General features: G+C 38.0%; 34 protein-coding genes, 1 other RNA gene and 1 pseudogene. 33 read left to right on the top strand and 3 right to left on the bottom strand.

Annotation, left to right across the window (positions count from 1 at the left end):
* Positions 1-50 precede the first annotated feature (50 nt).
* Positions 51-1613, bottom strand: coding sequence for a DUF2813 domain-containing protein (locus tag ACFSAV_RS04220; protein WP_379096573.1), 1563 nt, complete (start codon positions 1611-1613; stop codon positions 51-53).
* A gap of 70 nt (positions 1614-1683) precedes the next feature.
* On the opposite strand from ACFSAV_RS04220, the gene ACFSAV_RS04215 reads away from it, so the two are divergent.
* Complete coding sequence (locus ACFSAV_RS04215; protein ID WP_379096570.1) at positions 1684-2592, top strand: LysO family transporter; 909 nt, start codon at positions 1684-1686, stop codon at positions 2590-2592.
* A gap of 899 nt (positions 2593-3491) precedes the next feature.
* Here the strand turns inward: ACFSAV_RS04215 and ACFSAV_RS04210 are convergent.
* Positions 3492-3710 (bottom strand): annotated as a pseudogene (locus tag ACFSAV_RS04210) (helix-turn-helix domain-containing protein); the annotation flags it as partial.
* Positions 3711-3885: 175 nt separating this feature from the next.
* Between ACFSAV_RS04210 and ACFSAV_RS04205 the strand changes: the two are divergent.
* From ACFSAV_RS04205 to ssrA, 32 genes are all read left to right on the top strand, one after another.
* Entirely contained in the window at positions 3886-4155 is a 270-nt protein-coding gene (locus tag ACFSAV_RS04205; protein ID WP_379096567.1) for a helix-turn-helix domain-containing protein, read from the top strand.
* A gap of 43 nt (positions 4156-4198) precedes the next feature.
* Entirely contained in the window at positions 4199-6187 is a 1989-nt protein-coding gene (locus ACFSAV_RS04200; protein ID WP_379096564.1) for a transposase domain-containing protein, read from the top strand.
* 16 nt (positions 6188-6203) lie between these two features.
* Positions 6204-7124 carry an AAA family ATPase gene (locus tag ACFSAV_RS04195; protein WP_379096561.1) on the top strand — a complete coding sequence of 307 codons (921 nt, stop codon included), beginning with the start codon at positions 6204-6206 and terminating at the stop codon, positions 7122-7124.
* Positions 7125-7221: 97 nt separating this feature from the next.
* Positions 7222-7464: a membrane lipoprotein lipid attachment site-containing protein gene (locus tag ACFSAV_RS04190; RefSeq protein ID WP_379096558.1), complete on the top strand. Its 243-nt coding sequence runs from the start codon at positions 7222-7224 to the stop codon at positions 7462-7464.
* Positions 7445-8065, top strand: coding sequence for a DUF3164 family protein (locus ACFSAV_RS04185; RefSeq protein ID WP_379096555.1), 621 nt, complete (start codon positions 7445-7447; stop codon positions 8063-8065). Before ACFSAV_RS04190 ends, ACFSAV_RS04185 begins: the two co-directional genes overlap by 20 nt.
* A 60-nt stretch (positions 8066-8125) precedes the next feature.
* The gene (locus tag ACFSAV_RS04180) at positions 8126-8329 is read left to right on the top strand and encodes an ANR family transcriptional regulator (protein ID WP_379096552.1); all 204 of its coding nucleotides are present in this window, start codon (positions 8126-8128) and stop codon (positions 8327-8329) included.
* Positions 8326-8550 (top strand): hypothetical protein, encoded by a 225-nt coding sequence (locus ACFSAV_RS04175; RefSeq protein ID WP_379096549.1) that lies wholly within the window; start codon positions 8326-8328, stop codon positions 8548-8550. Before ACFSAV_RS04180 ends, ACFSAV_RS04175 begins: the two co-directional genes overlap by 4 nt.
* Positions 8551-8561: 11 nt before the next feature.
* Positions 8562-9095, top strand: coding sequence for a gp16 family protein (locus ACFSAV_RS04170; protein WP_379096546.1), 534 nt, complete (start codon positions 8562-8564; stop codon positions 9093-9095).
* Positions 9096-9221: 126 nt separating this feature from the next.
* Positions 9222-9584, top strand: a complete 363-nt coding sequence (locus tag ACFSAV_RS04165) for a Mor transcription activator family protein (RefSeq protein WP_379096543.1) — start codon at positions 9222-9224, stop codon at positions 9582-9584.
* A gap of 210 nt (positions 9585-9794) precedes the next feature.
* Positions 9795-10337 (top strand): N-acetylmuramoyl-L-alanine amidase, encoded by a 543-nt coding sequence (locus ACFSAV_RS04160; protein ID WP_379096540.1) that lies wholly within the window; start codon positions 9795-9797, stop codon positions 10335-10337.
* A gap of 35 nt (positions 10338-10372) precedes the next feature.
* Positions 10373-10594 (top strand): DUF2644 domain-containing protein, encoded by a 222-nt coding sequence (locus tag ACFSAV_RS04155; RefSeq protein ID WP_379096537.1) that lies wholly within the window; start codon positions 10373-10375, stop codon positions 10592-10594.
* Positions 10591-10851, top strand: a complete 261-nt coding sequence (locus ACFSAV_RS04150; RefSeq protein WP_379096534.1) for a DUF2681 domain-containing protein — start codon at positions 10591-10593, stop codon at positions 10849-10851. Before ACFSAV_RS04155 ends, ACFSAV_RS04150 begins: the two co-directional genes overlap by 4 nt.
* Entirely contained in the window at positions 10841-10972 is a 132-nt protein-coding gene (locus ACFSAV_RS04145) for a hypothetical protein (protein ID WP_379096531.1), read from the top strand. Before ACFSAV_RS04150 ends, ACFSAV_RS04145 begins: the two co-directional genes overlap by 11 nt.
* Positions 10969-11277, top strand: a complete 309-nt coding sequence (locus ACFSAV_RS04140; RefSeq protein ID WP_379096528.1) for a hypothetical protein — start codon at positions 10969-10971, stop codon at positions 11275-11277. The genes ACFSAV_RS04145 and ACFSAV_RS04140 overlap by 4 nt, the downstream gene beginning before the upstream one ends.
* Entirely contained in the window at positions 11274-11576 is a 303-nt protein-coding gene (locus ACFSAV_RS04135) for a hypothetical protein (RefSeq protein ID WP_379096525.1), read from the top strand. The genes ACFSAV_RS04140 and ACFSAV_RS04135 overlap by 4 nt, the downstream gene beginning before the upstream one ends.
* A gap of 58 nt (positions 11577-11634) precedes the next feature.
* Positions 11635-11841 (top strand): hypothetical protein, encoded by a 207-nt coding sequence (locus tag ACFSAV_RS04130; RefSeq protein ID WP_379096522.1) that lies wholly within the window; start codon positions 11635-11637, stop codon positions 11839-11841.
* Positions 11842-12113: 272 nt separating this feature from the next.
* A complete protein-coding gene (locus ACFSAV_RS04125; protein ID WP_379096518.1) occupies positions 12114-12620 on the top strand; it encodes a Gp37 family protein in 507 nt (168 codons plus the stop codon).
* Between the two features lie 9 nt (positions 12621-12629).
* A complete protein-coding gene (locus ACFSAV_RS04120) occupies positions 12630-14015 on the top strand; it encodes a phage tail sheath family protein (RefSeq protein WP_379096515.1) in 1386 nt (461 codons plus the stop codon).
* Positions 14016-14027: 12 nt separating this feature from the next.
* Positions 14028-14546, top strand: coding sequence for a phage major tail tube protein (locus tag ACFSAV_RS04115; protein WP_379096512.1), 519 nt, complete (start codon positions 14028-14030; stop codon positions 14544-14546).
* An 88-nt stretch (positions 14547-14634) separates the two neighbouring features.
* Positions 14635-14907 (top strand): phage tail assembly protein, encoded by a 273-nt coding sequence (locus ACFSAV_RS04110; protein WP_379096510.1) that lies wholly within the window; start codon positions 14635-14637, stop codon positions 14905-14907.
* Positions 14908-14939: 32 nt separating this feature from the next.
* On the top strand, positions 14940-15062 hold the full coding sequence (locus ACFSAV_RS04105) for a GpE family phage tail protein (RefSeq protein WP_379096507.1): 123 nt from the start codon (positions 14940-14942) through the stop codon (positions 15060-15062).
* Positions 15063-15320: 258 nt separating this feature from the next.
* Positions 15321-17729 (top strand): phage tail tape measure protein, encoded by a 2409-nt coding sequence (locus tag ACFSAV_RS04100; protein WP_379096504.1) that lies wholly within the window; start codon positions 15321-15323, stop codon positions 17727-17729.
* The gene (locus tag ACFSAV_RS04095) at positions 17729-18673 is read left to right on the top strand and encodes a phage tail protein (RefSeq protein ID WP_379096502.1); all 945 of its coding nucleotides are present in this window, start codon (positions 17729-17731) and stop codon (positions 18671-18673) included. Before ACFSAV_RS04100 ends, ACFSAV_RS04095 begins: the two co-directional genes overlap by 1 nt.
* Positions 18654-18884 carry a tail protein X gene (locus tag ACFSAV_RS04090; protein WP_379096499.1) on the top strand — a complete coding sequence of 77 codons (231 nt, stop codon included), beginning with the start codon at positions 18654-18656 and terminating at the stop codon, positions 18882-18884. Before ACFSAV_RS04095 ends, ACFSAV_RS04090 begins: the two co-directional genes overlap by 20 nt.
* Complete coding sequence (locus ACFSAV_RS04085; protein ID WP_379096497.1) at positions 18877-19938, top strand: phage late control D family protein; 1062 nt, start codon at positions 18877-18879, stop codon at positions 19936-19938. The genes ACFSAV_RS04090 and ACFSAV_RS04085 overlap by 8 nt, the downstream gene beginning before the upstream one ends.
* On the top strand, positions 19925-20536 hold the full coding sequence (locus ACFSAV_RS04080; RefSeq protein ID WP_379096494.1) for a phage baseplate assembly protein V: 612 nt from the start codon (positions 19925-19927) through the stop codon (positions 20534-20536). Before ACFSAV_RS04085 ends, ACFSAV_RS04080 begins: the two co-directional genes overlap by 14 nt.
* 54 nt (positions 20537-20590) lie before the next feature.
* Positions 20591-20956, top strand: a complete 366-nt coding sequence (locus tag ACFSAV_RS04075) for a GPW/gp25 family protein (protein WP_379096492.1) — start codon at positions 20591-20593, stop codon at positions 20954-20956.
* Positions 20956-22062: a baseplate assembly protein gene (locus ACFSAV_RS04070; RefSeq protein WP_379097305.1), complete on the top strand. Its 1107-nt coding sequence runs from the start codon at positions 20956-20958 to the stop codon at positions 22060-22062. Before ACFSAV_RS04075 ends, ACFSAV_RS04070 begins: the two co-directional genes overlap by 1 nt.
* Complete coding sequence (locus tag ACFSAV_RS04065; RefSeq protein ID WP_379096489.1) at positions 22055-22624, top strand: phage tail protein; 570 nt, start codon at positions 22055-22057, stop codon at positions 22622-22624. The genes ACFSAV_RS04070 and ACFSAV_RS04065 overlap by 8 nt, the downstream gene beginning before the upstream one ends.
* 33 nt (positions 22625-22657) lie before the next feature.
* Positions 22658-24289, top strand: a complete 1632-nt coding sequence (locus ACFSAV_RS04060) for a phage tail protein (RefSeq protein ID WP_379096486.1) — start codon at positions 22658-22660, stop codon at positions 24287-24289.
* Between the two features lie 3 nt (positions 24290-24292).
* Positions 24293-24901, top strand: coding sequence for a hypothetical protein (locus ACFSAV_RS04055; protein ID WP_379096483.1), 609 nt, complete (start codon positions 24293-24295; stop codon positions 24899-24901).
* A gap of 412 nt (positions 24902-25313) precedes the next feature.
* Positions 25314-25680: a transfer-messenger RNA gene (gene ssrA / locus ACFSAV_RS04050) on the top strand.
* A 138-nt stretch (positions 25681-25818) separates the two neighbouring features.
* Here the strand turns inward: ssrA and ACFSAV_RS04045 are convergent.
* The coding region (locus ACFSAV_RS04045) for a hypothetical protein (protein WP_379096480.1) at positions 25819-26178 on the bottom strand (360 nt) is incomplete at its 5' end.

The raw sequence follows: 26178 nt of genomic DNA, 5'->3' as shown, positions 1-26178 counted from the left end.
TTTTGAAAATCTGACCGCACTTTAGCATAGAAAACTGTATAAATAAACAGTTATGTACGAGCCAAACTTAGCACTTTAGAAAATAAACGTTTAAAGACTAACGGGATAGACTGACTACCACGCTTTGTGATCTCATTAGACAAAGCAATAGCCAAATCAGGCTTAGAAGTACGTTGAATTGCACGTTGAATTACTTTTGTCATAGGATAATAATTTGATGTTGTTTCCCATTGCGCAAGACGAATGAAAACATCAGCAAACCCATTCACATAAAAGAAATGTTCAATATCACGTTTAGGTAACATTGTTATTCTCTCTGCAAGTGGTGTTTCTTCATCTAATATATTTTTTACTACATCAAGATAGTTTCTACCTGCATCATCACCATCCACTAATACGTACCACTCAATACCCATCGCTCGTGCATATTTAATCAATGGCTTTAATCCACTTTGTGCAAATTCAACAATGCGAATACCTTCCATATCCAAATTCAGCTCTAATAATTTAGCAAGCTCTGATAAAATCCAAACTTCTGTTTCTCCTTCTACTAACACCCACATCGTAGAAAAAAGCGCTAAACTACGATTATGATGAATATGGAAACTTAAACGCCGAAAATCTTCTTTCCCTAAATCTCGACGACTAAGTTGAAAACTCTTCGTTCTTTCTGATGTACGCACTAAACGACAAATTGAACTGAGTTGGACTTGCGAAATCAACTCAACCGAATTCGTCGTCGTAATACGTTGCACTGGCAAATAACTCACTAGCTCCCACATAATCGCAACCATACGTGGATGTAGCCTTGCATCAGGATCTTCAAATAAAATAATTGGACGAGTAAAACGACCAAAACGAATATGTTTATTTTCAATAAATAATGAAGCTAAAGAAAAAAATAATTTTTTACGCAAACGCTGTGTTTCATCCTGCTTTAATTTTAAACAGAGCGCCTTTGCTTTATGCCAAAGAAGCGTTGTATCTTGCATTACCTCGCTCACATTCTTATTACTTAAGAAGTAGTAGCACAATAAAGCCATAACTGCCTGAATTTCATCTTGTAGATCATTTTTAACTTTTAATGTTGCCAAATTGAAAGCATGATGAGAGCGATTTAAACGAGCATCGCGGAAACGATAAACTGGATGGCGCGCAATTAAAGAGAAAACTAACTGTTCAATCTTTTCAACACAAACTGTATTCCCATTTTCATCTAAAAATGAGTATTCAGTATGTACGTTTTGTTGTGAGTCTATTTCTCCCTCAACACGTAAATATAGACGTTGATAACCATCAGCATGATTAATAAACAAATTATGTTGTACATAAGGTCGATTATATTCGGCACTATCTTCATTTTTATCACTTTCACAAAAAGTGAATAATAAAGTCAAATGGCGTACAGATTGTGATTGTCCAACAGGGATATGAAAATCATTTAAAGTGAATTGATACAAATCTTGCTCCGCATTAAAAATCAAACTTAACGCTGAAAGTAAACTTGATTTCCCCCACATATTCTCACCAATGAGTACCATATCAGGTCGAAAATACATAGATAACCGATTAATTCCACGAAAGCCAACAACCTCTAATTGCCGCAAATACATAAACACCTCTTGTTTTTTTTCTTACCCAATCTAGAATGGAAAAGCTCACTTTATTTAAGGAAGACATAATATGTATGAAGGACTTCTCATTGTGCTATGCCCGCTTTTTATTGGGTATATAATAAAAACCAATAACACTATTGTCTTAAAATCAATCAATAGCATCGTAATGATACTACTTTATATCATTTTATTCATTATGGGCTTTTCACTTGGTCAATTAGATAACTTAGCACAAAAATTACCTATTATTGCTATTTCTGCTGCAACATTTGCACTAATTATCCAATCATTAAATTTAATTGGTTTGATTACTTATGATCGTCTATTTCCAAAGCCATTAAAAATATTAAAACAAGAAATACCCTCGCGTTGGAGATTATTATTGGACTCTGGCAAACTATGCTCAATGGTACTCATTGGCTTTATTGTGGGCTATTACACGGCTTTACTTATCACACTACCGAAAGATGCTAGCACTTACGTACTCGTTTTACTGATCTTTTTTGTAGGCATTCAATTAAGAAACAATGGCATCTCACTACGTGAAGTCATTTTTAATGAACGAGGACTAATCACAGGGATTATCTTTATTCTCACATCATTGCTTGGTGGGACCATTGCAGCGCTCATTTTACAATTACCAATCACACAGGGATTGGCTATTGCTTCTGGTTTTGGTTGGTATTCATTATCTAGCGTTGTTATCAATGATGCATGGGGACCAATCTTTGGTAGTATCGCCTTTTTTAATGATCTTTCTCGTGAAATTATCAGCTTATTTGCTATTCCATTTCTCATGCACAATCACCGTTCTTCTGCAGTGGGTATCTCTGGTGCAACTGCATTAGACTGTACTCTACCTATAATTCAAAAATCAGGTGGCATTGAAGTTGTCCCACTCGCAATAAGCTTTGGATTTATCACTAATATCCTTCCTCCTATTTTATTAGTATTTTTTTCTTCTATCCCATTATAGGTGTAAAAAACCACAAAAATTAAGAAATTAATTGTCATAGAAGAAAACTGTGATGAAAAGGGAATTTATATGGGGATATAGGAAAAGTTGATCATCATAGCCTGAGAAATAAAAGTAAGAAATGAGCAATTAAAAAATAGAAATGACTCAGCAAAAATAAGAAATATAGATAAATAAAACTTGGGATATCAAAGTCCAATGAGCTAATACATAATGTTATCAAAAGTATAATAAAATAGATTTTATTTATAACTCAATGACTTAAATTTTATTTAAAGTGCAATAAAATATATTCTATTTATAACTCAATGAAGTGGACTTTATTTTAACAGTATTTTGATAGCATTTAAAAAAATGAATATGTGATGTGGTCTTTAAAGTTATTTAAAATTTGAAGTTTTGAGTAATATTTAAATCAATTTTGAGGAGCGTATCACAAAATAGGATTTATGACATTGACATAATTTAGCCAATTTAAGTATTATCGTGTTTAAGCAATTTAATTTGTATTAATAAATTTAAATTTTAAATATTATCAATATGTTAGACAAATTTTAATGATAAATTTGTCTAAATGTGGTTTCCTTAAAAAATGCTTAAGCTACTTGATAATCCTCAAGTGGCTGCGAGTTCTCTTTTTGTTCTAATAAAGTCTGATTAGCTAATGTTTCTGCCAGTAAGTTTAATGTGTTTTTTCGCTCTTGACTGCATTGACGGAAATACTGAATAAGCGCGATTTCCTCTTGAGTAAATTTTGTTTTATGTTGTTGAGTTGTGCTTCGTTCACTACCCTGTTCTTGTAATATGCTTTCTAATACATCTATCACTTGAATTAATTTGTCATGATTTATTAATGGACGTGAACTGAAATCTGGTGTTTGTGCTTGACTTAAAGATTTACCCGTTGCAAGCCATTCTAAGCTGACATTACTCACTTCCGCTATTTTGATTAAATTACTTCGAGAAGGATCGGCTTCACCTGCTATCCATCGGTTTAATGATGTAATAGCAACACCTACTGCCCTAGCAAATTCACTGTGATTATTGCCAAATTTTGTTTCAGCAATCAATTTCATTCTGTCAGAGAAATGAGGATCGTAAATCTTTGCTTTGCTCATGTTTTACTATTTTCCTTTACACAAATTTTGCGTAAAACTAAAACCAAACATGTTGATTTTGCTGTTAAAAATAACTTAAAAGAAAAATTTAAGTAAAAAATTAACTTTTACGCTTGCAAATATTTAAGTTTTACGTTTTAATACAGCTATCAAGGCAATCGATGAGATATAAAAAATGGGTGTATTAAACGTAAATAAAAAAACCGCAGCAACTGACTGGCATCGTGCGGATATTATTGCAGCTCTCAAAAAACGAGGCTGGTCATTAAGATCTTTAGCGCTTGAATGCGATTTAAGTTATAGCACGCTCAAATCTGCGCTAGATAAACCCTATCCTAAAATGGAGAGAATTATTGCCAATGCCATCGGTGTCGCACCAGAGGTTATTTGGGCTGGTCGATTTGCACGACGAAATTTTCGTCCAACTTTAAGCGATCGTTTCTGATGATAAACAACTTTTAAGTTAAATAAAAGAGAAAAGAATGTCTATGAATAACATAATTATAAAAACGCATTATTCAGCTGCCGAAATCGCATCGTTTAAGTTAAACTCCGCGCCTCATGCTCATAAAAATGTCCAACAGAAAGCAAAACGTGAAAATTGGCCTTATCGTAAAAGAGAAGGTCGTGGTGGCGGTGTTGAATATGTATTTACTGCGCTTCCTGTCGCGATCCAAAAAGAAATTCGTTTTCGTTTAGCACAATCACTTACCACAAATGAAACGTTACCTGAAGCGAAAGTCAAAACGCAACAAGATTTATCAAGCCGTCTTTGGCAGCCGTTTGATCAGGCCAGTCAAATACAAAAAGCCAAAGCAGAACAAAAATATTTGGCGGTAAGCACACTCCAGCAATTTCTTGATGCAGGTGTGCCATTAATGGAAGCATTGCATATTGTGGCTGCTGCACAGCAAATTTCACTCGGTTCATTGAAAAATTGGTATTACAAAGTGCGTGGATTTGCGTCTTCTGATTGGCTCGCACTATTATTAAAGCGCACAGGAAAAACCGAAAAAAAGAAAGCATCGTTTGATTCAGTAGCTTGGGAAAGTTTCCTGACTGATTATCTGCGCCCAGAAAAACCTTCTATTGCAGCCTGTTATGAAAGATTAAAGCGAGCCGCTAAAAAAGCAGGTTGGATTATTCCAAGTCGTCAAAGTGTACAACGCAAAATTGACCGAGAAGTACCTTATGAAGTGATTGTACTGAAACGTGAAGGTGAACATGCATTAAGTAAATTAGTACCTGCTCTACAGCGTTCAGTATCGGATATTCAAGTGATGGAGTGGCTTAATGGAGATGGTTATCAACATAATGTCTTTGTTAAGTGGAAAAATGGTGAAATCGTTCGTCCTAAAACATGGTTTTGGCAAGATGTTCGTACTCGTAAAATTCTTGGTTTCAGATGTGATATAAGTGAAAACACTGACAGTATTCGTTATGCCTTACTGGATGTTATTTATAAGTATGGTATCCCACGCCATATTACGATTGATAACACGCGAGCAGCAGCCAATAAATGGATGACAGGTGGTGTACCTAATCGCTACCGTTTTAAAGTCAAACAAGACGATCCTAAAGGATTAATTCCATTATTGGGCATTGAGCTTCACTGGACCAGTGTGATTGCGGGTAAAGGACATGGTCAAGCAAAGCCGATTGAACGAGCGTTTTCACATGGCGGCGTTGGTGAACTCGTCGATAAAGATCCTGCGTTAGCTGGTTTTTATGCTGGAGCCAATATCTATGATAAACCTGATAATTATAACGGCGGTAAAGCAGGCGTAGATTATGAGGTGTTTTTACAAGCATTGGCACGTGGTGTAGAAATCTTTAATCAAAAGGAAGGACGAAATACAGAAATATGTCGTGGAATTTTTAGCTTTGAGCAAGTATTTGCTCGCGATTATGCACAAGCAGTCATTCGTAAAGCCACACCTGAACAACTCAGAATGCTGATGTTGACTAGTGAAAAAGTCAAAATTAAACGCAATGGGGAATTTTATTTGGATGCTGGTGGTTCACTCTTTGGTCAAAAAAACCAATATTGGGCAGAGTCATTAATCGGCTGTCAACACTCGCATGTCGTCGTGCGTTTTGATCCTGCTCAATTGCACCAAAAGGTCTATGTCTACAGCTTAGATGGTGCCTTTTTAGCAGAGGCTATTTGTCGTGAAGCGAAATCCTTTAACGATACTCAAGCCGCACGTGAACAAAAGCGGCTGCGCACCAGAATAAGCAAAAATACTAAGCGTCTTGCGCAAGACATGGCATTGATGGAAATCAATGAAATCACGCAATTTCAACCTGAAGTACGTGAAGAACAAAAACTAACATCCAGTGTGATTGAAATGTTAGTCACTGAAAAAAGTGCGGTCAGAAAAGTCCAAGTGATCACACAAGAAGACGAAGAAGTCAGTGAATTTGAGAAAAACTTTTATCAAGGTGTTGAACAGTTAAAACAGCAGAAATATTGATTTAAACGAGGTAAACATGGAAAGCCTAATCGAAAAAATAAAAACCTATCGCGTAACCACTGGTGTCAGCCAAGCCCAAATTGCCAAAGAAGCAGGCATCAATTCCGGTGCATTGAGTGCGTATATCCATGGCAAATATAAAGGCGTGACAAGTGAAATTGAAAGTAAATTGAATGCATTTTTTCATAAAAAAGCCACGCAAGCACGTGAATTTGTCATGGCACCTAGTTTTATTGAGACTACCACCGCCAAGCAAATTTTTAAAACTTTAGAATTTGCGCAAATAGCTAACTGTTTAGCGACAGTTTACGGCGCTTCGGGTGTAGGTAAAACCAAAGCAATTCAGCAGTTTTCACAGCAACGTGCAAATTGTTGGCTAGTCACTGCTAGTCCTGCACGAGCGAGTTTAAGTGAAATCTTGTATGAAATTGCTCTTGAGTTGGGTATGCATGATACCCCGCAGCGTAAAGGCAAACTGGCGCGGCTGATTTGCAAAAAAATCAAAGGCACCACTGGTTTGTTAATCATTGATGAAGCAGATCACTTACCTTATGAAGCATTAGAAGAGTTACGTATTCTTCAAGAGGAAGCCAATATTGGTTTAGTGTTGGTCGGTAATGACAAAGTTTATACCCGTATGAAAGGTGGTATAGCAGCGAGCCATGAATACGCCAGATTATGGTCACGGGTTGCTAAAAATACTTCGATTCAGAAAACCAAAAAAGCCGATACGCTAGCAGTTGCTAAAGCTTGGCAGTTGGATCATGACGAAGAGGTGTTAAAAGTCATGTATGCCATGACAGAAACGAGCGGTGGTTTACGTTTACTGAGTCAAACGTTACGTTTAGCGGGCATGGTGGCAAAAGGTGCGAATAAATTGATTAGCGCTGAATTGTTGCTCCAAGCTAGAACGGAATTACTGGGCAAACATGAATAAATTACAAACAGTAGCACTGTTATGCAATAACAGATTTGTAGAAAATGGGTTCAAGTTGAAGACTACTCGCCTTTTCCCATTAACTTAAGGAAATGACATGCAGAAAATTTTATTCATTCTGACCGCACTTTTCGCTCTGAGTAGTTGTGAACAAAATATTGAAACTACAATTGAACAAACTTGTATCGATGGTGTGGTGTATTTAGTGTATCAAGATGGCGAACAAAGAGGCATTACGCCTAAAGTCAATGCGGATTATTTACCCTATACCTGCGTTATGCCATGCCCCAACCTATCCAATCAGAAAAAGGAGAGAAACAATGACAAAACTTGTGATTGAAGACAAAACCTATTGGGAAAATGCCAAAGGCACCTTAACCCCAGAAGAATTGATCAAAGACATCGATAAAGCACGCGACGCGTTAGTTTTGGAATGGATTGACAAAGCGAAAACCTTAAATAAGGCAATTAATGCCTTTAAAACCCATATTTTCGCTGATATTCAAGCCTTCGTTGAGTTATCAGCAGAAAAGTATAATGCCAAATTAGGAGGCAATAAGGGCAATATCACCTTATTTAGCTATGATGGTAAATATAAAATTCAACGTGCCATTAATGAACATTTACAATTTGATGAGCGTATCCAAGCGGCGAAGGTTTTGATTGATGAGTGCTTGAATGAATGGTCAATTGGTTCTCGCCCAGAGTTAAAAACTCTGATTGAACAAGCATTTAATGTGGATAAAGAAGGAAATTTAAGCATTTCACGCATTCTGAGCTTACGTCGAGTCAATATCCAAGATCCACGTTGGCAAAACGCGATGCAAGCGATTAGTGAAAGCGTACAGGTTGTCAGTTCTAAAGCCTATGTGCGCATTTATGAACGACAAGGTGATACGGATCAATATGAGCCCATTACTTTAGATATTGCAGGCGTTTGAACTCATGTGAAACCTAAAAAAACACATCATATTCCATTTTCAATAAGCAGAGGGAAAACTATGAATACTCATTTTAACCGATTCCAACACTACAGTTCTCGCGCGGCAAAAGCTGAACGGGCAGGTAAGTATGAATTAGCACGCAGCCATTGGGAAGTTGCCGCAATTTCCGCCAAACAACCTTTTAATCAAGACTGGTGCATCAAGCGCGCAGAATTTTGTCAACGCATGCTAACTAAACCTTTTGTCGGGAATACCAAATGATGACACCAACCCAAGATCAGCTCGCTCAAGAAATGGCTGCATTGCTTGCGAATTTAGAGATAGTGCAAGAATATATTATAGAAGGCAATTTAAACACAGCAAGCCAATGCTATAAACACAGTTTGGTACAGGCAAAACGGCTCAACTACCGCTTTAATTTGCTCAATTTATCCACTTGTTGTACTGGCATACCTGCTAACGCGTGCGATATTGAAAGATAAAGAGGCTCTGTATGAAAAAACACTTAATTCAATTAGTTAAAATTGGACAAAAACAACTTGCTATGCAAGATGAAGATTATCGTGCCATGCTCAAACGTTTGACCAATAAAAAAAGTGCAACACTCTGCTCTGTTCCTGAGCTGCATCGCGTAATTTATGAATTACAACGCAAAGGCGCTAAGATTTATACCAGTGCCTACTTACAAAATACTCGATTAAACCAGACAAGGGCAAAAAGTACAATCAGCTTAAAAATTTATGCGATCTGGCATACCATGTATCAGCAAGGTTTCTTACGTGATGGCAGCATTCAAGCTCTGAATCGCTATGTTCATCGAATTTTGAATAAAAAAAGCTATCCGCTCTGGTTTATGACGGTTTATGCTTTAGATAATGCCCATGCAAGCCATTTATTAGAAAGTTTAAAAAATTGGCATAAACGGGTCATGCTGGAAAAATTGGCGCAACATGGGCGTTTATTGGATAAAAATATGGTTTATGATGCCGTGCTCAGTTGTTATCAACAAACTATTTTTCACCCATAAAAAGTACATTTTTAGCATGTTTTTCAATCAATTATCCTTTCTTAGCTAAAAGCTGCACAAAAATTTTTCACCTTTTGCCAAATTTAACACATATAATTTCTGTCAACATGCGTTTAGGGGAACATTATGGATAAAACACTAATTGAAAGCTTTGAACAAAAAGCGCCAGAAATTCTCAACGATCTTGCGCGCCATATTGAAGTCGAGCTACTAAAAAAAATTGATATTGAACAAGATAAAGCAAAACAAACAGGGATTGAAATTGCGCAAGCTATGGCAAAAAACTGGGGTGGTGAAGTCATTTATATTCCGCGCAATTTACTCTTTACCTTAAATGAGCGTGATAGAAAAATTTTTAATGAATTTACTGGCTCAAATCATCGCGATCTGGCAAAGAAATACAATGTTTCAATGCAATGGGTCTATCAAATTGTTAAAAGAGTATCAAAAGAAGAAGTGGCAAAACGGCAAATTAAATTATTTGGCTAATGCGCTTATTTCAGATGTAACACGACATAATTTACTAACTGTGTCATCTAAATTGGTAGATTGTCAAAGTATATCATGTGGTCGTGACTGTTCTTTTCTCAACAAAACGACTTCTCTCTTGCCTGTGGTTCTTTAAACCAGTTTAAAATCAACCTTTAAATAACTTTATTAAACTCCTTTATAGACAACATGTGAATAAAGGAGTGTGTCATGTTTCCAATTCAAAAAATTGTTATTCATTGCTCTGCAACACAAAATGGCAAAGCACTGCATAATGACAAGCAAACTGCTGCCATGATTATTGATCATTGGCATAAAAAACAAGGCTATCAGCGCGGTTTCCAAGCGCGAACATTCAATCCCCACCTTAAACACATTGGCTACCACTTTATTATTGATTGTGACGGTTCGATTGAAACTGGACGCAAAATTGGTGAAATAGGCGCACATGTGCGTGGGCATAACAAACACAGCATTGGAATCTGTTTAGTCGGCGGAATAGGTTCAGGAGATGAACAATATTATGGTCGTTTTACCGCAGCACAATGGCACGCGTTGTATCAGGTATTACAACAACTGACTCAACAATATCCAGATGCCAACATTTATGGTCATCGCGATTTAAGCCCAGACCATAATGGTGATGGAGTAATCAGTCAACACGAATGGCTCAAACAATGCCCTTGCTTTGATGTTTGGTCTTGGTTGGACAGTGAACAAATTATCAATGTGGATCACTTATTTGATCACTAACAATAATTTAACATACACAGTTTAGTGAGGTATTCATGCACTTCAAGGAATTAATTACAAATGACAATGGACGCCTATCAACGACAGGCACAATCCAATTTGGTGGCGCACTATTAATGGCGATTATTCTAATTATTTGTGTCTATCTAGACCGTAGTTATGTACCTGATTTATTTGCTATTTTCGCGATTTTTTGTGGAGGTGGAATTGCAACAAAAGGATTTGCCAATGCATTACATCGTCGGGGGCAAGAATGAATTTACAAATTGTACTCGTTTGCATCACCTTTTTCTTAGCACTTTGTGCCTATGTAGTGCTCCGCCTTACACAAGCCAAGCGCAGAATTGAAACATTGTTAAAAGAAAATGAACAGTTGCATACTCAAAAAACCGTCGTAGAAACTCAAATTAAACATCATCAAACGAGAAAACAACATGAAGAAAATGCACGTCGTACTCACCGTGATCACCTTATTAAGCGCTTGCACACCGAAGGCGACCTACGTGACGAATAGTAGCTGTGCTGGCTTTGCGCTTATCCAAGCTAGCATGCAAGACAGCACTGAAACCTTACGTCAAATTCTAGTCCATAATCAAACTTATCGCCATATTTGCTACGAGGAAACGCACGAATGACAATTAATGTAGATTTTTGGCATTTAGTCGGCTTATTACTTTCCTTTCTCGGCTGTTGCTTTGGTTTTGCCAAAATTCTAGTGGCACAATTTCAAAGTTCATTACGTGAAAGACATAATAATCAACAACGTGTGAATGAAAAAGTAGAAGATCTGGAAAAAGAATTAAACCAACTGAAAGTCGCCTTGCCGCATAATTATGTGTTGCGTGAAGATTACATTCGTGGGCAAACCATTTTAGAGGCAAAGTTAGATGCGTTATATGAAAAGATTGACAATATTTATCAAAAAAGAGTGATGAAATGATGCAAAAAGCAAGACGTGAAGGCATGCGCTGGCAATTACTGAACATTTTACATAAGGCGGCGCCTTATGCGACTAGCGAACAATTTTTATTAGATGTACTGCATGGTATTTATCCTGATGTCAGTGCGCTTGAGTTACGTCAACAACTTGAATATTTACAAGATCGTAAATTAATCGATCTGGATAAACAACCACATGGTATTTGGTTTGCAGATATTAATCGTCTAGGCGTAGACATAGTGGAATACACAATTGATTGTCAAGCGGGTATTGCACGTCCTGAAAAATATTGGGCTTAATACATAACCTATTCTTTGCCCTACATTTGCCATGCAAACATGACAAAGAGGTAACTTGATGAAAATCCTACTTAATGATAAGCAAGCAACACTGACTATCAACAAAATCGTCACTCAATTGCAACAACCCGAATCACTCTATGGCGCTCTTAGGCATCGATTGCACCACAATGGTATTGCTATCAGCAACCCAGTAACTGATGACAAAATTTTGCAAAAAGTGACCGCACTTTTAGAGGAAGAAATGGAACAAAAGCTAGGCTAACAAAATAAGCAAAACGCGTCTGATATTCTGTCAGCGCGTCTGCGTGCTAAAACAGCCAATCCTATTATTCACAACATTTTAAACGTACAGCGAGCGATTTAAACGCCATTTAAAGCCAATGTGCTTATCGATGTTATCTTTCGTTTACCGCTTACCTAAATCCTGTTGTAATCTTTAAAGTACTTTAAAATCTTTTTACCTTTCACTTTTCTACTCTACGCTTATTCAACACAGCAAATCAGCTTAAAACAACATTTAATTTTGGTAAAAAAATGAGCGCAACACAACCGATTTTAGACAGCATTCAAACGCATCTCTTAACGCAAGTTAAGTCGTTTGCAGTCGTGCTTTTCCCCGATAGTGTTGAGGATTATGTGTTACAAGATGAGCCGGGTGCTATTTTAATCCAATATGTCGGCTCTGAATTTGAAGATAGCAACAAAACAGATCTGCTTCAACAGCGTCGTACTCTCAGCATCAATCTCACAGTGATTGCTCGTCATCAATACCATGACGATGGTGCTTTAGCCATGCTAGATAAAGTCAGACTTGCTATTGTGGGATTTCGTCCAACGCATTGTTTTGCTTGTTCAATAATCAACGAAACTTTTATCGCAAAAGAAAATGCACTTTGGCGCTATCAATTACAAATTAAAACAGAAACCTTACAAGTCGAACAGCAACAAAGCAAAGACTTAACCCGGTTAACCAGTGTGCATTATCGCCAACCACACCACCCCCTAAACCCAAATTTAAAACCGAAACCAACCGAAATATAGGAGAAAAAAATGACCTTCCATCACGGTACTGAAACAAAACGAGTCACAGGTGGCTCAGTTGCAGTAGAAACTGTTGACGGTGCAATTATCGGCATTGTCGGCACTGCCCCAATGGGTGCATTAAATGAACTCACATTATGTCAAACCAAAAAAGATTTTGCCAAATTCGGCACGATCTTAAATCAAGGTTTTACCCTGCCTGATGCATTTGATGTCCTCGCCCGCTACGCAGCAGGCCAAGTATATGTAGTCAATGTATTAGATGTATCCAAACATAAAACTGATGTCACTGACGAGTCAATCACTCTTGATCAAACAACCTTAATGGGTCGTACACAAAAACAAGGTTTGTTAAGTTTAACTTTAAAATCTGATAGTACAGTACTAGAACTTGATAAAGACTACACAGTTAATATGCAAACAGGTGAGATTCGTTTAACCAAATCAAAAGAGAACTTAACTGCTACTTACACTTATGCAGACCCAAGCAAAGTGACTGAAGACGATATCAAAGGTGGCTTTGATAATGTAACAGGTAAACGTAAAGGTTTTGAATTGTTACGTGACGGCTTCAACCTTTATGGTGCTGATGCCAAAATCTTAATTTGTCCTGAATTTGACAAAACTGACAGCTGCGCAGCAGCCTTAGGTACGTTAGCGGAGCAATTAAAAGCAGTCGCTTATGTGCAATTACCCAAAGGCACCAGTTTAGCGCAAGCAATTCAAGGACGAGGTCCAAATGGCACAATCAATGCAAGTGCGTCAAGTGAGCGCGTACGTCATTTCTTCCCTTACGCAATGGGATCAAACAATGAATTAGAAAGTTTAGCAGTACATGCCGCTGGCGTTCGCATGAAAGTGGACGTAGAGAAAGGTTATTGGCACAGTACTTCAAACCATCAATTACTCGGTGTCATCGGTATGGAATTACCATTAACTGCACGTGTTGATGATATTCAAAGCGAAACCAATCGCTTAAATGCAGTCGGTATCACCACGATTTTCAATAGCTTTGGTACAGGTTTCCGCCTTTGGGGCAATCGCTCATCCAATTACCCAACGGTGACACATATCATTAATTTTGAAACCGCACTTCGCACAGGTGATTTAATCGATGAATCTATCCGCCGTGTAGAATTACAATATATTGATCGCCCAATTGATGATGCATTAATTGATAGCTTAACTGAAACCGTCGACACGTATTTACGTGCATTACCATCAATTGTAGGTTACAGCGTCAGTCTAGATTATGACTATGATTTAGTCGATGCGTTCAGTAAAGGTCAAGTACCATTAACTTATGATTACACGCCAAAACTACCAGCAGAACGCATTACTAATACCAGCGTAATGACCCGTAAATACTTGGCAAATTTAGTTTCACAGAAATAAAAGGAGCAATAAATGAGTGTGGCAATTAATCAAATTGTAAATGCCAATGTCTATATGGATGGTAATTCATTACTTGGCAAAGCCAAAGAATTCAAATTACCAGACATTGAATTTGAACAAATTGAGCATAAAGCATTAGGCTTAGTCGGTACCATTAAATTACCAGCGGGTATCGCGGCATTAGAAGGCGAAGTGACTTGGGATAGTTTCTACCCTGAAGTACGTGCGAAAGCTTATAACCCAATGAAAAATGTCCAATTAATGGCACGTTCTAACTTACAAGTTTTTGATGCACGCGGCTTGATGGCTGAAGAACCTATGGTGACGATCATGAACGTCAGCTTCAGTAAAACCACAGGTGGTAGCTTGAAAAACAAAGAAGCAACTGAGCATGCAGATACTTTCCAAGTGCATTCCATTAAACAAACTGTCGGCGGAAAAGAAATTTTATTTTATGATGCCTTTGCAAATATTTTACGCGTTAGTGGACAAGATGTATTGAATAAATACCGCACAAACACAGGACAATAATTCTTTAAAGCAGTTTAAAATCAATTAACATCTCGCAGTAATAAACTCCTGAGTAGAAATCAACAATAATCTACTAAGGAGTTTTTTTATGGCTAAATTAGAGCTACAAAGTTACCGCACCATTTCTCTTGCTTTCCCAATTAAAAATGGTGAAGGAAAAGAGATCAAAGACTTAAAAATCCGCCGCGCCAAAGTATCAGATGTCAAACAAATGGGTAACTACAATGGTTCAGATGCAGAAAAAGAAATTTACATGCTTTCATTATTAACGGATTTAGTCCCGGAAGACTTTGATGCAATGGATATTGTTGATTATGCCAAAATTCAAAATGCATTAATGGATATGCAAAAGGGAAAGTAAGCATTGAACAGCTTAATACAATGATTGCGGATGTGGCATGGTGGTATGGTTGGAACATCAGTGAAATTGATCAAATGACACTTGAAGAACTATCAAATTGGTTAGAACAGGCAAACCGCCAAATCAAAGCAGGATACAATAAAGCCACGCTATAAACGTGGCTTTACTACTTTTTATAACAAACCATCTATTATCTACTAGCCAACATCAAACTAAACAGAATGTACACATAATACAAACATAGCAACAGCGAAATTCAACCAATCTGAATAAACAAAAAACTAAAAGAAAGGCAGACAATGTGAATTATTTAACAGCAAGACATCAGACATAACGCGGTACACCCGTTTATCTCGTCCAATGTCTAATCACATTCCTGCTTCTAACTAACATACATAAGCGGAATATAAGCCATGTCAAAGAGTGTCACCATATCTTTAATTGTTGATGCATCTGTCAGTGATGCCATTAGCAATATTAAAAATTTACAAAGTAATCTAAGCATACTTCGTGACCAAACCACCAGTGCCTCAGAAAAATTCATTAAATTAGGAAAAAATGCAGAAATTTCAGCTAATGCATTAAAAGTAGTCACCACTCAAACAACAAATTTAATCGCAGCCCTTGCTAAACCTGCAATCGCATTTGAAAGTGCAATGGCAGAAATAAAACGTGTTGTGCAGTTTGATTCACCAAAACAGTTTAAGGAAATGGAACAAGATCTCCTTAAACTGACACGTATTCTGCCTGTCACCCAAAAAGAAATAGCTTCACTTGTTGCGCAAGGTGGCGGTGATGGCATTGCGCGTGAACAACTATTAAATTATGCCGAAAGTGTGGTCAAATTAGGGGTTGCTTTTAAGAAAAATGCCAATGAAGTAGGCAAAGCGATGATCACACTGTCAAATGTCTTAGGTAAGCCAATCACTGAAATCGGGCAATTAGGTGATGCAATTAATTACCTTGCTGATCAAACAACTTCAGATGCTAGCGATATCGTCGATGTGCTCACCCAAATCAGCATGGAAGCAAAATTGCTTGGTTTGACGGAAAACCAAATCGCTTCACTTAGTTCAACGCTTTTAACGCTAGGTAAAAGCTCGACAGATACCTCGCAAATTATTAAGCAAATGAGTGTTGGTTTTAGCCGATTAAAAGCGGGAGAGCATGCACAAGCGTTACAAAAGTTAGGATTGAGTGCTGAATCTTTCGCACAAGCAATGAATAATAATGCACAAGAAGCAATCTCTGGTTTCATCAACAAAATCGGACAATTACCTGACGCAGAACAATTTGAGATTCTTACCAATATATTTGGCAGCCAACAAGCCAGTAACATGATGTTACTAAGTAAAAATAGCGAACAATACGCAAATCAATTAGCCTTGTTAGAAAAAGTGGATGGCAATGGTCATTTACATTATATCGGCTCAATTCAACGCGAATTTGCAGCGACCACTGATACAACAGAAAACAACATTCATACTTTACAAAAAAGCTTTGATGAGTTGGGAACTGCCATTGGTACTCGATTATTACCTTCTATTAATCTCTTTATTGATAAGCTCATACCTGTCATTCATAGCATGACTGATTGGGTCAACGCCAATCCTCAAGTAATTGATCAAATTCTACAAATAGGCTTCGTTTTAGTCGGTGTAGTCGAAACTTTCTTGGTATTAAAAACGGTGATTGCAACCAGTAGTATGCTACTGCTGTCATTTTGGTCTGCTGGTCAAAAAGTCGTTACACTATTACAAAAACTGGGGAAATTTACTCATTTCATTGGCGGTAAACTGACACAAGGCTTTATACGTGCCTTTACTAAAAGCACAATTTTAGCCAAACAATTTTCAGCAAGTTTCATCCGCAACATGTTTAAAGTTGGCAGGGGGATACGAGCCTTAGCTGGCATACTCTCTGGTCAACTTGTCAAAGCAGCCGCCATTGCAATGCGCGCTTTCCTGTTCCTTGGACGTGCCTTATTAACCAATCCAATTGGTCTATTAATTACAGGTATCGCCGTTGCGGCTTATCTCATTTATCGCTATTGGGAACCGATCAAAGGCTTTTTCTTACAATTATGGGAAGGTATTAAAGGCATTTTTGCAAGTGCTTGCCAATTTGTTTCAACTCTTTGGAATAGCGTACAAGAGATTTGGTCTGCAGTTTGGGATGGTATAAGTAGCTGGTTTAACGGCTTTTGGGAAAGCCTTCAAGGTTTATTTGATGGTAATTTTTCAGAACTTGGTAATACTATTCTCGCCTTTAGCCCGTTGTCATTATTCAAATCCATCTTTGAATCTGTCTTAAATTACTTTGGTATTGATTTGCCTACAGAGTTTACCAATTTAGGAAAAAATATTATTGATGGATTGGTCAATGGTATTAGCAATGCTTGGAATAGCGCAAAGGAAACGGTAAGTGAGCTTGGTACAAGTGTCAAAAACTGGTTTGCTGAAAAACTAAGTATTAACTCGCCAAGTCGGGTATTTATGGGCTTTGGTGAAAATACAGTACAAGGGCTGGTCATTGGTATTGATAAATCAACGCATCTTGTTGAGAGAGCGAGTGATGAACTGGCAAGTGCGGTCAGTATTTCACCAGAAAAACAATATCAATCGCTACGTTCAAGTTTCGCTCAAAAACAAGCAGAACTTGCGCAAAACAACACGATGGCTATTCATTTTAATCCAATTATTAATGTCAGCCCAAGTAGCCAAGCATTAAATGACATTAAAGACGGATTAAAAATGAGCTTAACCGAATTTGAAAAAATGTTAGAACGCGTTATGGAACAACGAACACGGAGAGCATACTAATGTATTTAATGTTAGGCACTATTGCCCTTGAACCAATTGATATCACTGATTTTTCTGAAAGCCAACCTGCAAATTTTGCTGAACATACAGTGGTAAAAGGTAAACCACGTTTACAAGCAACAGGAGAAAATCTAATTGATCTCAGCTTAGCCGTACGCCTCCATCATAAAATAGGTGGTGTCGAAAGCCGCTATCAAGCGTTATTAGATGCAAAAGCAAAACAACAAGCTTTAGCATTAATTTGGGGACAAGGTAAATTTAAAGGCAACTTTGTTATTACTAATATTAATGCTACCACTAAGTTCACCGATAAATATGGCAATGTACTTTGTCGTGAGTTAGATGTGAGTTTAAAAGAATTTGCAGGTGAACTGAAAGATGAAAAATTGGGTGCAGCACTCAACTTAGGGAGCAACGCCTTACTTGGCTCCATTTTTCCGCCTACGATCTTCGAGGGGATCAACAAGAGCAAAGATATCTTGAATAAAGGGATTCATCTTTATAACCAGGGTAAACGCCTTATTGATGAAGTACAAAACACCGTAGCTGTGATAAAACAATTTGCACATGGCACCTCTGCTTTAGCTGACTTACCACAAGCATTAGCCCAAGTTAATCATGCGCTAGGTCCATTTAATCAACTGGCTGGAATGCGTGAATTATTGGCTCAAATCAGCGCCGTACTTCCTGTGGTTAATGAATTTAGTCAAGGCATTATGGAAATTCAAACCAATTTAGCGGACATGCAAACTAGCTTCCAGCAAGGTACAGAAGGGACAAATTGGCAAGATTGGTTTCCTTCAGTCAATAGCGCAATGACAAATGTGACAGAAACCATCGATATGCTTGCGCCAAGAGTTGCGGAAATGACTGCTTGGATTGTCCTGCGTGCAGATGAAGAACTAACCCGTAAGGAAGAAGAACATGACACAGACCCTGCTTAAACATACGGTAAAACAAGGCGAGCGTTGGGATAATCTTGCCTATTACTATTATGGTGATGCCTTAGAATATTCACGAATTATCGATGCTAATCCACAGATAAGCTTTTGTGAAGCACTCCCTACTGGCGCTACCGTTTTTATCCCAGTATTACAAGTCAAACCAACAACCAATGAAGATATGCCACCATGGTTAAGGGGAAATAATGGCTAATGTACCACAACCTGATTTTTCGTTATTTTACGAAAAAACCAATATTACGGCTGAAATTGAACCGCATTTAATTGAAATGTCTTATACCGATCATTTGGAAGGGCAAAGTGATGAATTAACTGTGCGATTTGAAGATATTCATGGCAAATGGATTAGACAGTGGTTCCCTACCCAAGGCGATAAATTATATGCTGCCATTGGTTATAAAGCAGCACAACTAGTGGATATTGGTGCATTTGAAATTGATGAAGTGGAATACCAATATCAGCCTGCCACGATTACGCTGCGAGCCTTAAGTGCTGGAATGTCAACAAATCAACGTACACTCAAACCCCATGCCTACGAAAATACCACGTTAGCACAAATTGTTGAAACTGTTGCGAATCGGCTTAAGCTCAAAGTAGTTGGTGAAATTAAAGCAATTCCAATTAAAAGAATCACGCAATATCAAGAAAGTGATTTACAGTTCCTCCTACAACTTAGTAAGGAATATCACCACAGCTTTAAAGTGGTTGGAGAACAACTGGTTTTTACGGCCAAGACTACGCTAAGTCAGACTCCTCCCATTCTGACAATTGAAGAACAAGATGTCATCTCACTGAGTCTACGCGATAAGTTGAAAGATACGGCGAAAGAAGTCAATATCAGTGGCTACAATAGTGAATCTAAGCGAGTGCTGAAACAAACTCAAAAGGCAAAAGCCAAACGAGAAGACATTACACAATCTGCCAAAACCAGTGAAGACAGTTTACAAATTGTGACGCGAGGCGAAAGCCAAGAACAAATTAATGCACGAGGTGAGGCTGCATTAGCGCAACAAAATGAAGATCAGCAAGTTGGTGATATTACACTCATTGGTAATCCAAAATTAGTCGCAGGCAACAGTATTTTGTTACGTAATTTAGGCGTTTTTTCTGGTAAATATTTAATTAAGTCTTCACGTCACACCCTTAGTAAACAAGGCTATACGACTAATATTGAAGTGAGATTATTAGCCTTTATTGCAGATGATCTAGTTACTCAAGCAATGGAGAATACATATGCAAACCCATAATTTCATGGCAACTTATCAAGAAGGTATTGTCAGCCAAGTCGATGGCAAATTACACAAAGTACGCTGTATCCTTCCTGCACTTGAAAATTTAGAAACGGCTTGGCTCTCCTATTTAACACCGAATGCGGGGGGCAATCAATTTTATTGTCTACCTGATGTTGGTGAACTGGTCGCTATTCTGCTTGATGCTCGTGGTGAAGGTGGTTGTGTACTAGGAACGATTTACAATATGCAAGATCCAACACCAGTAAGCAATCCTGCAATTTGGATGAAAAAATTCAGTAACGGCACAGTGATTAAACATGACCGTAATTCTGGTCATGTTGAAGTATCTGCCGTTGGTGACATTCTGATAAAATCGCCATCAAAAGTTACCATAGATTGTCCAACAACAGAAACCACAGGAAATCTTATGGTTCAAGGTGCATTAACTTATATGCAAGGTATGACTGGTTATGGCGGCGGCAATGGTGCTACCGCACTAATTAATGGTTCACTTGAAACGCAAGGAGGTGATATTAAAGCCGATCACATCAGTCTGAAGCATCACAAACATATTGAACAAGGCGATGGCAAAGAAACCAGCACAGCGAAATAATTCTTTAAAGTAGTTTAAAATCAAAACCACCTCTGCCCTTGTATCCTCAAGGGCATGAACACACAAACACTTTTAACGACCCACTGGCAACTCTCTCCTGCACGGGATAATCAAGCCGTCACACAGGGGATTGACGATATTCACCTTTGTATAGTTAACATACTATCCACACTCAAAGGGAGCGATATTTTACGCCCAGAATTTGGTTCTAATCACTTTTATTATATTGACCAACCCGAAGATATCGCGGTACCTCACTTTGTGCGAGAAATTACCTTTGCCCTTTCTCGCTGGGAAAAACGCATTAATGTGGACGAGATAAAAGTCAGCGGAAATGCACCGCACTTTTCCTTCACTATTTTTTGGTCTTTAAAAGAAGATGTCTATCGTGAAATCTATTCAACGGAAATACGCCCATGATGCAACGTAATGATGTAAAAATTGTTTCTGAAGATATCAAACAGATTCTCGCAGAAACTATTGCTGATTATGAAAAACGCACAGGTAAAACCCTGCAACCTGCGCATATTGAGCGCTCAATTATTCAATCTTACGCCTACCGAGAATTATTAGTACGTAAAGGAATTAATGAAGCCTTTCTAAATACTTTTCCTCAGTTTGCACGAGGCTTAGCACTAGACTTATGCGGTGAGCCGATGGGCTGCTATCGCTTACAAGATAAACCTGCACGCTGTATTTTACGTTTTACTATTTCCGCCCCACATGAAGCCACTTTAATCCCTAAAGGAACAAGAGTAGCTGTTGATGACAAGCTCGAATTCATCACACTCAATGATGACGTCATTACTTCGCTGATTAGTTATGTGGAAATTGAAGCTCAAGCTAATTTGACTGGCACTATCGGCAACGACTGGGAAATCGGGCGAGTAAAAACCTTAAAAAGCCCATTGGCAACATCACTTGAAGTCACTGTGAGTAATATTGATATACCTAGTGGCGGCTTAGTACAAGAAAGTGATGATGATTATCGCAAGCGCATTTTAGCCGCCCCAGAAGCATTCTCAACCTGTGGCTCAATTGCTGCTTATGATTACCATGTCCGCGCTGTTTCACAAACTATTGCGGATGTCAATGTGACAACGCCTAAAGGTGGCTTAGTACGAATTACTGTACTCACGAAAGAAGGCATGCCTGATAGCCGCCTGCTCAATGATATTAAACAATATGTTAGCGCGGAAAAACGCCGCCCGTTATGTGACACCGTTGAAGTACAAGCACCAATTCAACATGATTATCAAATTAGTGCTACGCTTAAATTATTAGAGGGGTATCGTGAAGATATCATTAAAAGCAAAGCACGTGATGCACTGAAAGTTTATCTTTCTGACAAAACCAAAAAACTAGGACTAGATGTTGTACCATCCGCCTTGATCAGTGCATTACGTGTTGAAGGGGTTTATGATGTCACGCTCAATTCACCACAAAAAATTATTGTCGCTGATAACCAATGGGCAAATTGTACCGCGATTCACGTCGAAGTCGATTCGGAGCGCACACATGGCTAAGTTACAGTATCCAGATATCATCGAAAAAGATGCTAAGTATAAAGCACTGGCAGAACTCGGTAAAAAGCTACCGCACTTTAAGTTGTCACCAATCATGACCACACTAGTGGAATTACTCGATGATCGTTTCATTGAAGTGTTAGCAGAAAAATGGAGTGCAACAGGCTATGATGGTTTATTTTTAGCCCACACACAAGAATCCAAAAAAGGATTGATCAAAAAATCCGTCGAACTACATCGGCACAAAGGTACAGCTTGGTCAGTACGCGAAGTCATTCGCCAACTCGGCTTTGGTGAAGTGGAAATTGATGAAGGATTAAAAAATCGTGATTACAGCGCAAATACTTTCGTTAATCAAATTCCACAAGATGAGAGATGGGCATACTATGGCATTCAATTAAGCAAACCGGTAACAAACGAACAAGCGTTGGAAATCCATAAAATTTTACGTAATTTTACGCCTGCACGCTGTCTTCTGGGCGTACTTGACTATAAAGCTGCGCCCATACTTTACAACAATCAAGCTCGTTACAATGGGCAATACAATCATGGTTCCGCATAAATATTTAAAAGACATTTAAAGAGGGTTTAAATAATGGCAGGTTTAAAAGAAACAACAAAGTGGGAAAGCGAAATTTATCGTATTGAAGAAAATGACCCCGTTCATGGTGGCGAAGAAGGTATTAGCAATAAGCCGATAAAACAACTTGCTAATCGTACTCAATATCTTAAAAGTGAAGTTGAAAAACGCTACCTTGCGCAAGATGCAAGCACAACACAAAGAGGCTTAGTGCAACTTGACTCAAGCACTGATTCAAATGCTGAAAATAAAGCAGCAACGCCGAAAGCAATTAATATTATTAAAGCATTGGTGACAGAGGTGAGAGGTGCATTGAATAACTATATCCCAAATAGTAAAAAATCAAATAACGATAACAGTACAAGCTCTGACACTGTTGCAACGAGTTATGCAATTAAAAAAGTGCGCGACATTGCGACCACAAGGGCAACAGATGTAACTGCTGGGCAAACAGTACTGTCGCATAAAACAAATGGCACAGATAAAACAAAAGCAGCAACGGAGTTCGCACTTAATGAATTAAACAAAGAATTAGCTGGTAAAGGTGTCCCTCTGGGTACAGTTGTCGCATTTCCCAAAAATGTTACTCCAAGAGGTTTTTTAAGAGCGAACGGTGGAAAATTTAATCAAGCCACATATCCTGATTTATATGTTGCTAATGGTAATAGCGACATCTTACCGAACCTGAATCACTCAGATGTAGGTATGACGGTTTATTTTCCATTTGACGAAATCCCAGACGGTTGGATTGCCTTTAATAGCATCCGTAATGTCGTCACACAACAAAGCTATCCTGAGCTTTACGATCATCTGGTTTTAAAATACGGTTCTATCTCAAATGTGCCATTAGCTGAGGACAGATTCATTCGTAATGCTTGGAATGGTTTGAGCGTTGGTCAAATTCAAAGTGACGCAATCCGTAATATCACTGGTGAAATTGATTTAAGTCCACTAGGAAGCGGTAACCAGTTTTTAGAATTCGAATCATCAAGAAATCACGAAATCTTTAAAGGTGCAATCCTACCAAACAAAGCAAAATGGACATATTGGACAACAGACCAAAATGGGGGTGCAGAAACGCCTCGAGGTTTTAAATTTGACGCTTCTCAAGTCGTCCCAACAGCTGATGAGAACAGACCAAAATCTATCGTATTAAAGTTGTGCATTAAAGCAAGAAACAGTTTCGACGATGTTCAATTCTGGATTAAAGCTTATGGGGTTGTAGAAAATGCTGGAAGTCTAGACGCTAGTAAATTAGCACAAGATATTCAACAGGTTAGAATAGAGAAAGCAGATGTTACTCACACGCATTCTCATACTGACATTACAGACTTTAAAAGTGGTGTAGCAAATGCGTATCAGCATGCGTTGCAAGAAAACGGCTGGCGTAAAAGCCCTGATGGATTTATTGAGCAGTGGGGAAAAGCTCTACTTAATGCTGGAAGCGGGGGCAGTACAGATACCCCAGTTAACTTCCCAATAGCTTTCCCAAACAAGGTATTAAATGTTGTTATGTCATATGCAATCATGACTGATAAGCGTTTAACTCAAGACCCAGTTTTAACTACTTTAACAAATACTTCAATGACAATTCGCCAATATACTGACCGAAATATCACTGTATTTTGGCGCGCTATTGGGAGATAGGAAATGTATTTTTACGATAAAAAAACAAACGGTTTTTATATAAAAGAGCTTCATGTCATTACAGATGATATGAATAAAATTACACAAGAATATTATGAGAAATTAATTGATGGGCAGTCAAATGGCAAACAGATAACGAGTGACGAACAAGGATACCCGATTTTAATTGACACACAACCTTCTGTTTATCATGAATTGGTTAACGGTAAATGGGTGCTTTCTGCAGAAAAACAGGCTCAACGTAAAAGAGAATTTATTCTATCACTTGTTGATAATGTTGATGATACTGCTGCGAATATTAGCTCAAAATGGACTCGCTTCTCAGAAGAGTATAAAGAGCGTGAATCTGCTGCCATTGCTTTTAAAGAAGCAGGCTTTACTGGTGATGTGAGTATTTATATCTCAAGCTTTGCAACCGTTGCTGGGCTTGATAATAAATCAGCTGCACTGTTAATTTTAAAGCAAGCGGAGAACCTACACGCCTTACAAGAACAACTTGCAGTACAACGTATGCGCAAATATGAACTAAAAAATGAAGCATGCTCAGAACAGGAATTACACCAAATTCATGATGATATTATTGCAAAGATGCACTCACTAGCAGCAGCTTAATACACAAACAATTTAGCAAAAATATTGTGTAGTGGTATTCACATCACATAACTCACTGTTAAAAATCGTAAATATCCATTAATGCCTGAATCTTCCTCAGGCATTCATTTTTCAATAACACATTAATCGTCGCAAATAAAAAGATAAATTCCTTATACCCAACATCTTATTCCAACTATAAAGAGTTACTTCCCCACTTTTTATTTACTAACTTACTATACACACTTAAACTTAAAGGCAATCATATCCCAATTAATCACTAAAACTACGAAACCACCTATTCCCCATCTTTCACAATTCTAATGATTTTATTTCTTAATTTTAATTAGCTGCATCAGGTGTACAACAACATAGTGGTTTTTAAAAATGCTTTTATTTCTAAGGCATCTTTGATAGACTATGCCAAGTTTTTGGGGCTGATTCTGGATTCGACGGGATTAGCGAAGCCCAAGGTGCACGTCGAGGTGCGGTAGGCCTCGTAAATAAACCGCAAAAAAATAGTCGCAAACGACGAACAATACGCTTTAGCAGCTTAATAACCTGCTCATCGCCTTCTCTCCCTAGCTTCCGCTCGTAAGACGGGGATCAAGAGGAGTCAAACCCAAACGAGATCGCGTGGATGCCGCCGCCTGAGGATCGAAACGCTAAATTGAATCAAGCTAGTTTATCTATCGCGTGTCTATCCGCAGTGGGTAAATGAAATTAAAGATTAGACTAAACGTGTAGTACTGAAGGTAGAGTAATTTCGGACGCGGGTTCAACTCCCGCCAGCTCCACCAAAAAAGATATAACAGAGATATAACTATAGATTTAAAATCAATAAGTTATAAATTTACATCATATCTCTGTACAACTAAAATATAACAAAAAATGATCCGTATATGATCCGCGAAAAGTAAAAAGGGCTAAACGCCCTTTTATATTACTTGTTTAATTGATTTTGAGGCATTAGATTTAACAACAGAGATAAATGTAAATGAATCAGAGTCGGTCGATGTATCAGATAATGTTTCATACGTAATTTCAATTGAACACTCTACATTTTTTGGAATCGAAATCGATTGTTGATAAGTATCAATTACCCCTTCCCCAGTCACTATTCTTGCTTGAATATTCCGTGTTCCAGGTTTATATGTAGTTATTGATATAAGTTGATCGCTATCACTACCACCCCCATGACGAGTTTCTGTCGATTCATATAATCGACCAGATACCGAAGATAGTGCATCTATAATAAATAAATCTCTATCAACATTCACACTCTCAACAAGTACTCT

The sequence above is a fragment of the Pasteurella oralis genome, from assembly GCF_042681465.1.
Lineage (GTDB): Bacteria > Pseudomonadota > Gammaproteobacteria > Enterobacterales > Pasteurellaceae > Pasteurella > Pasteurella oralis.
Note: the sequence above shows the minus strand (reverse complement) of the source record. Positions and strands in the feature narration are given on the sequence as shown.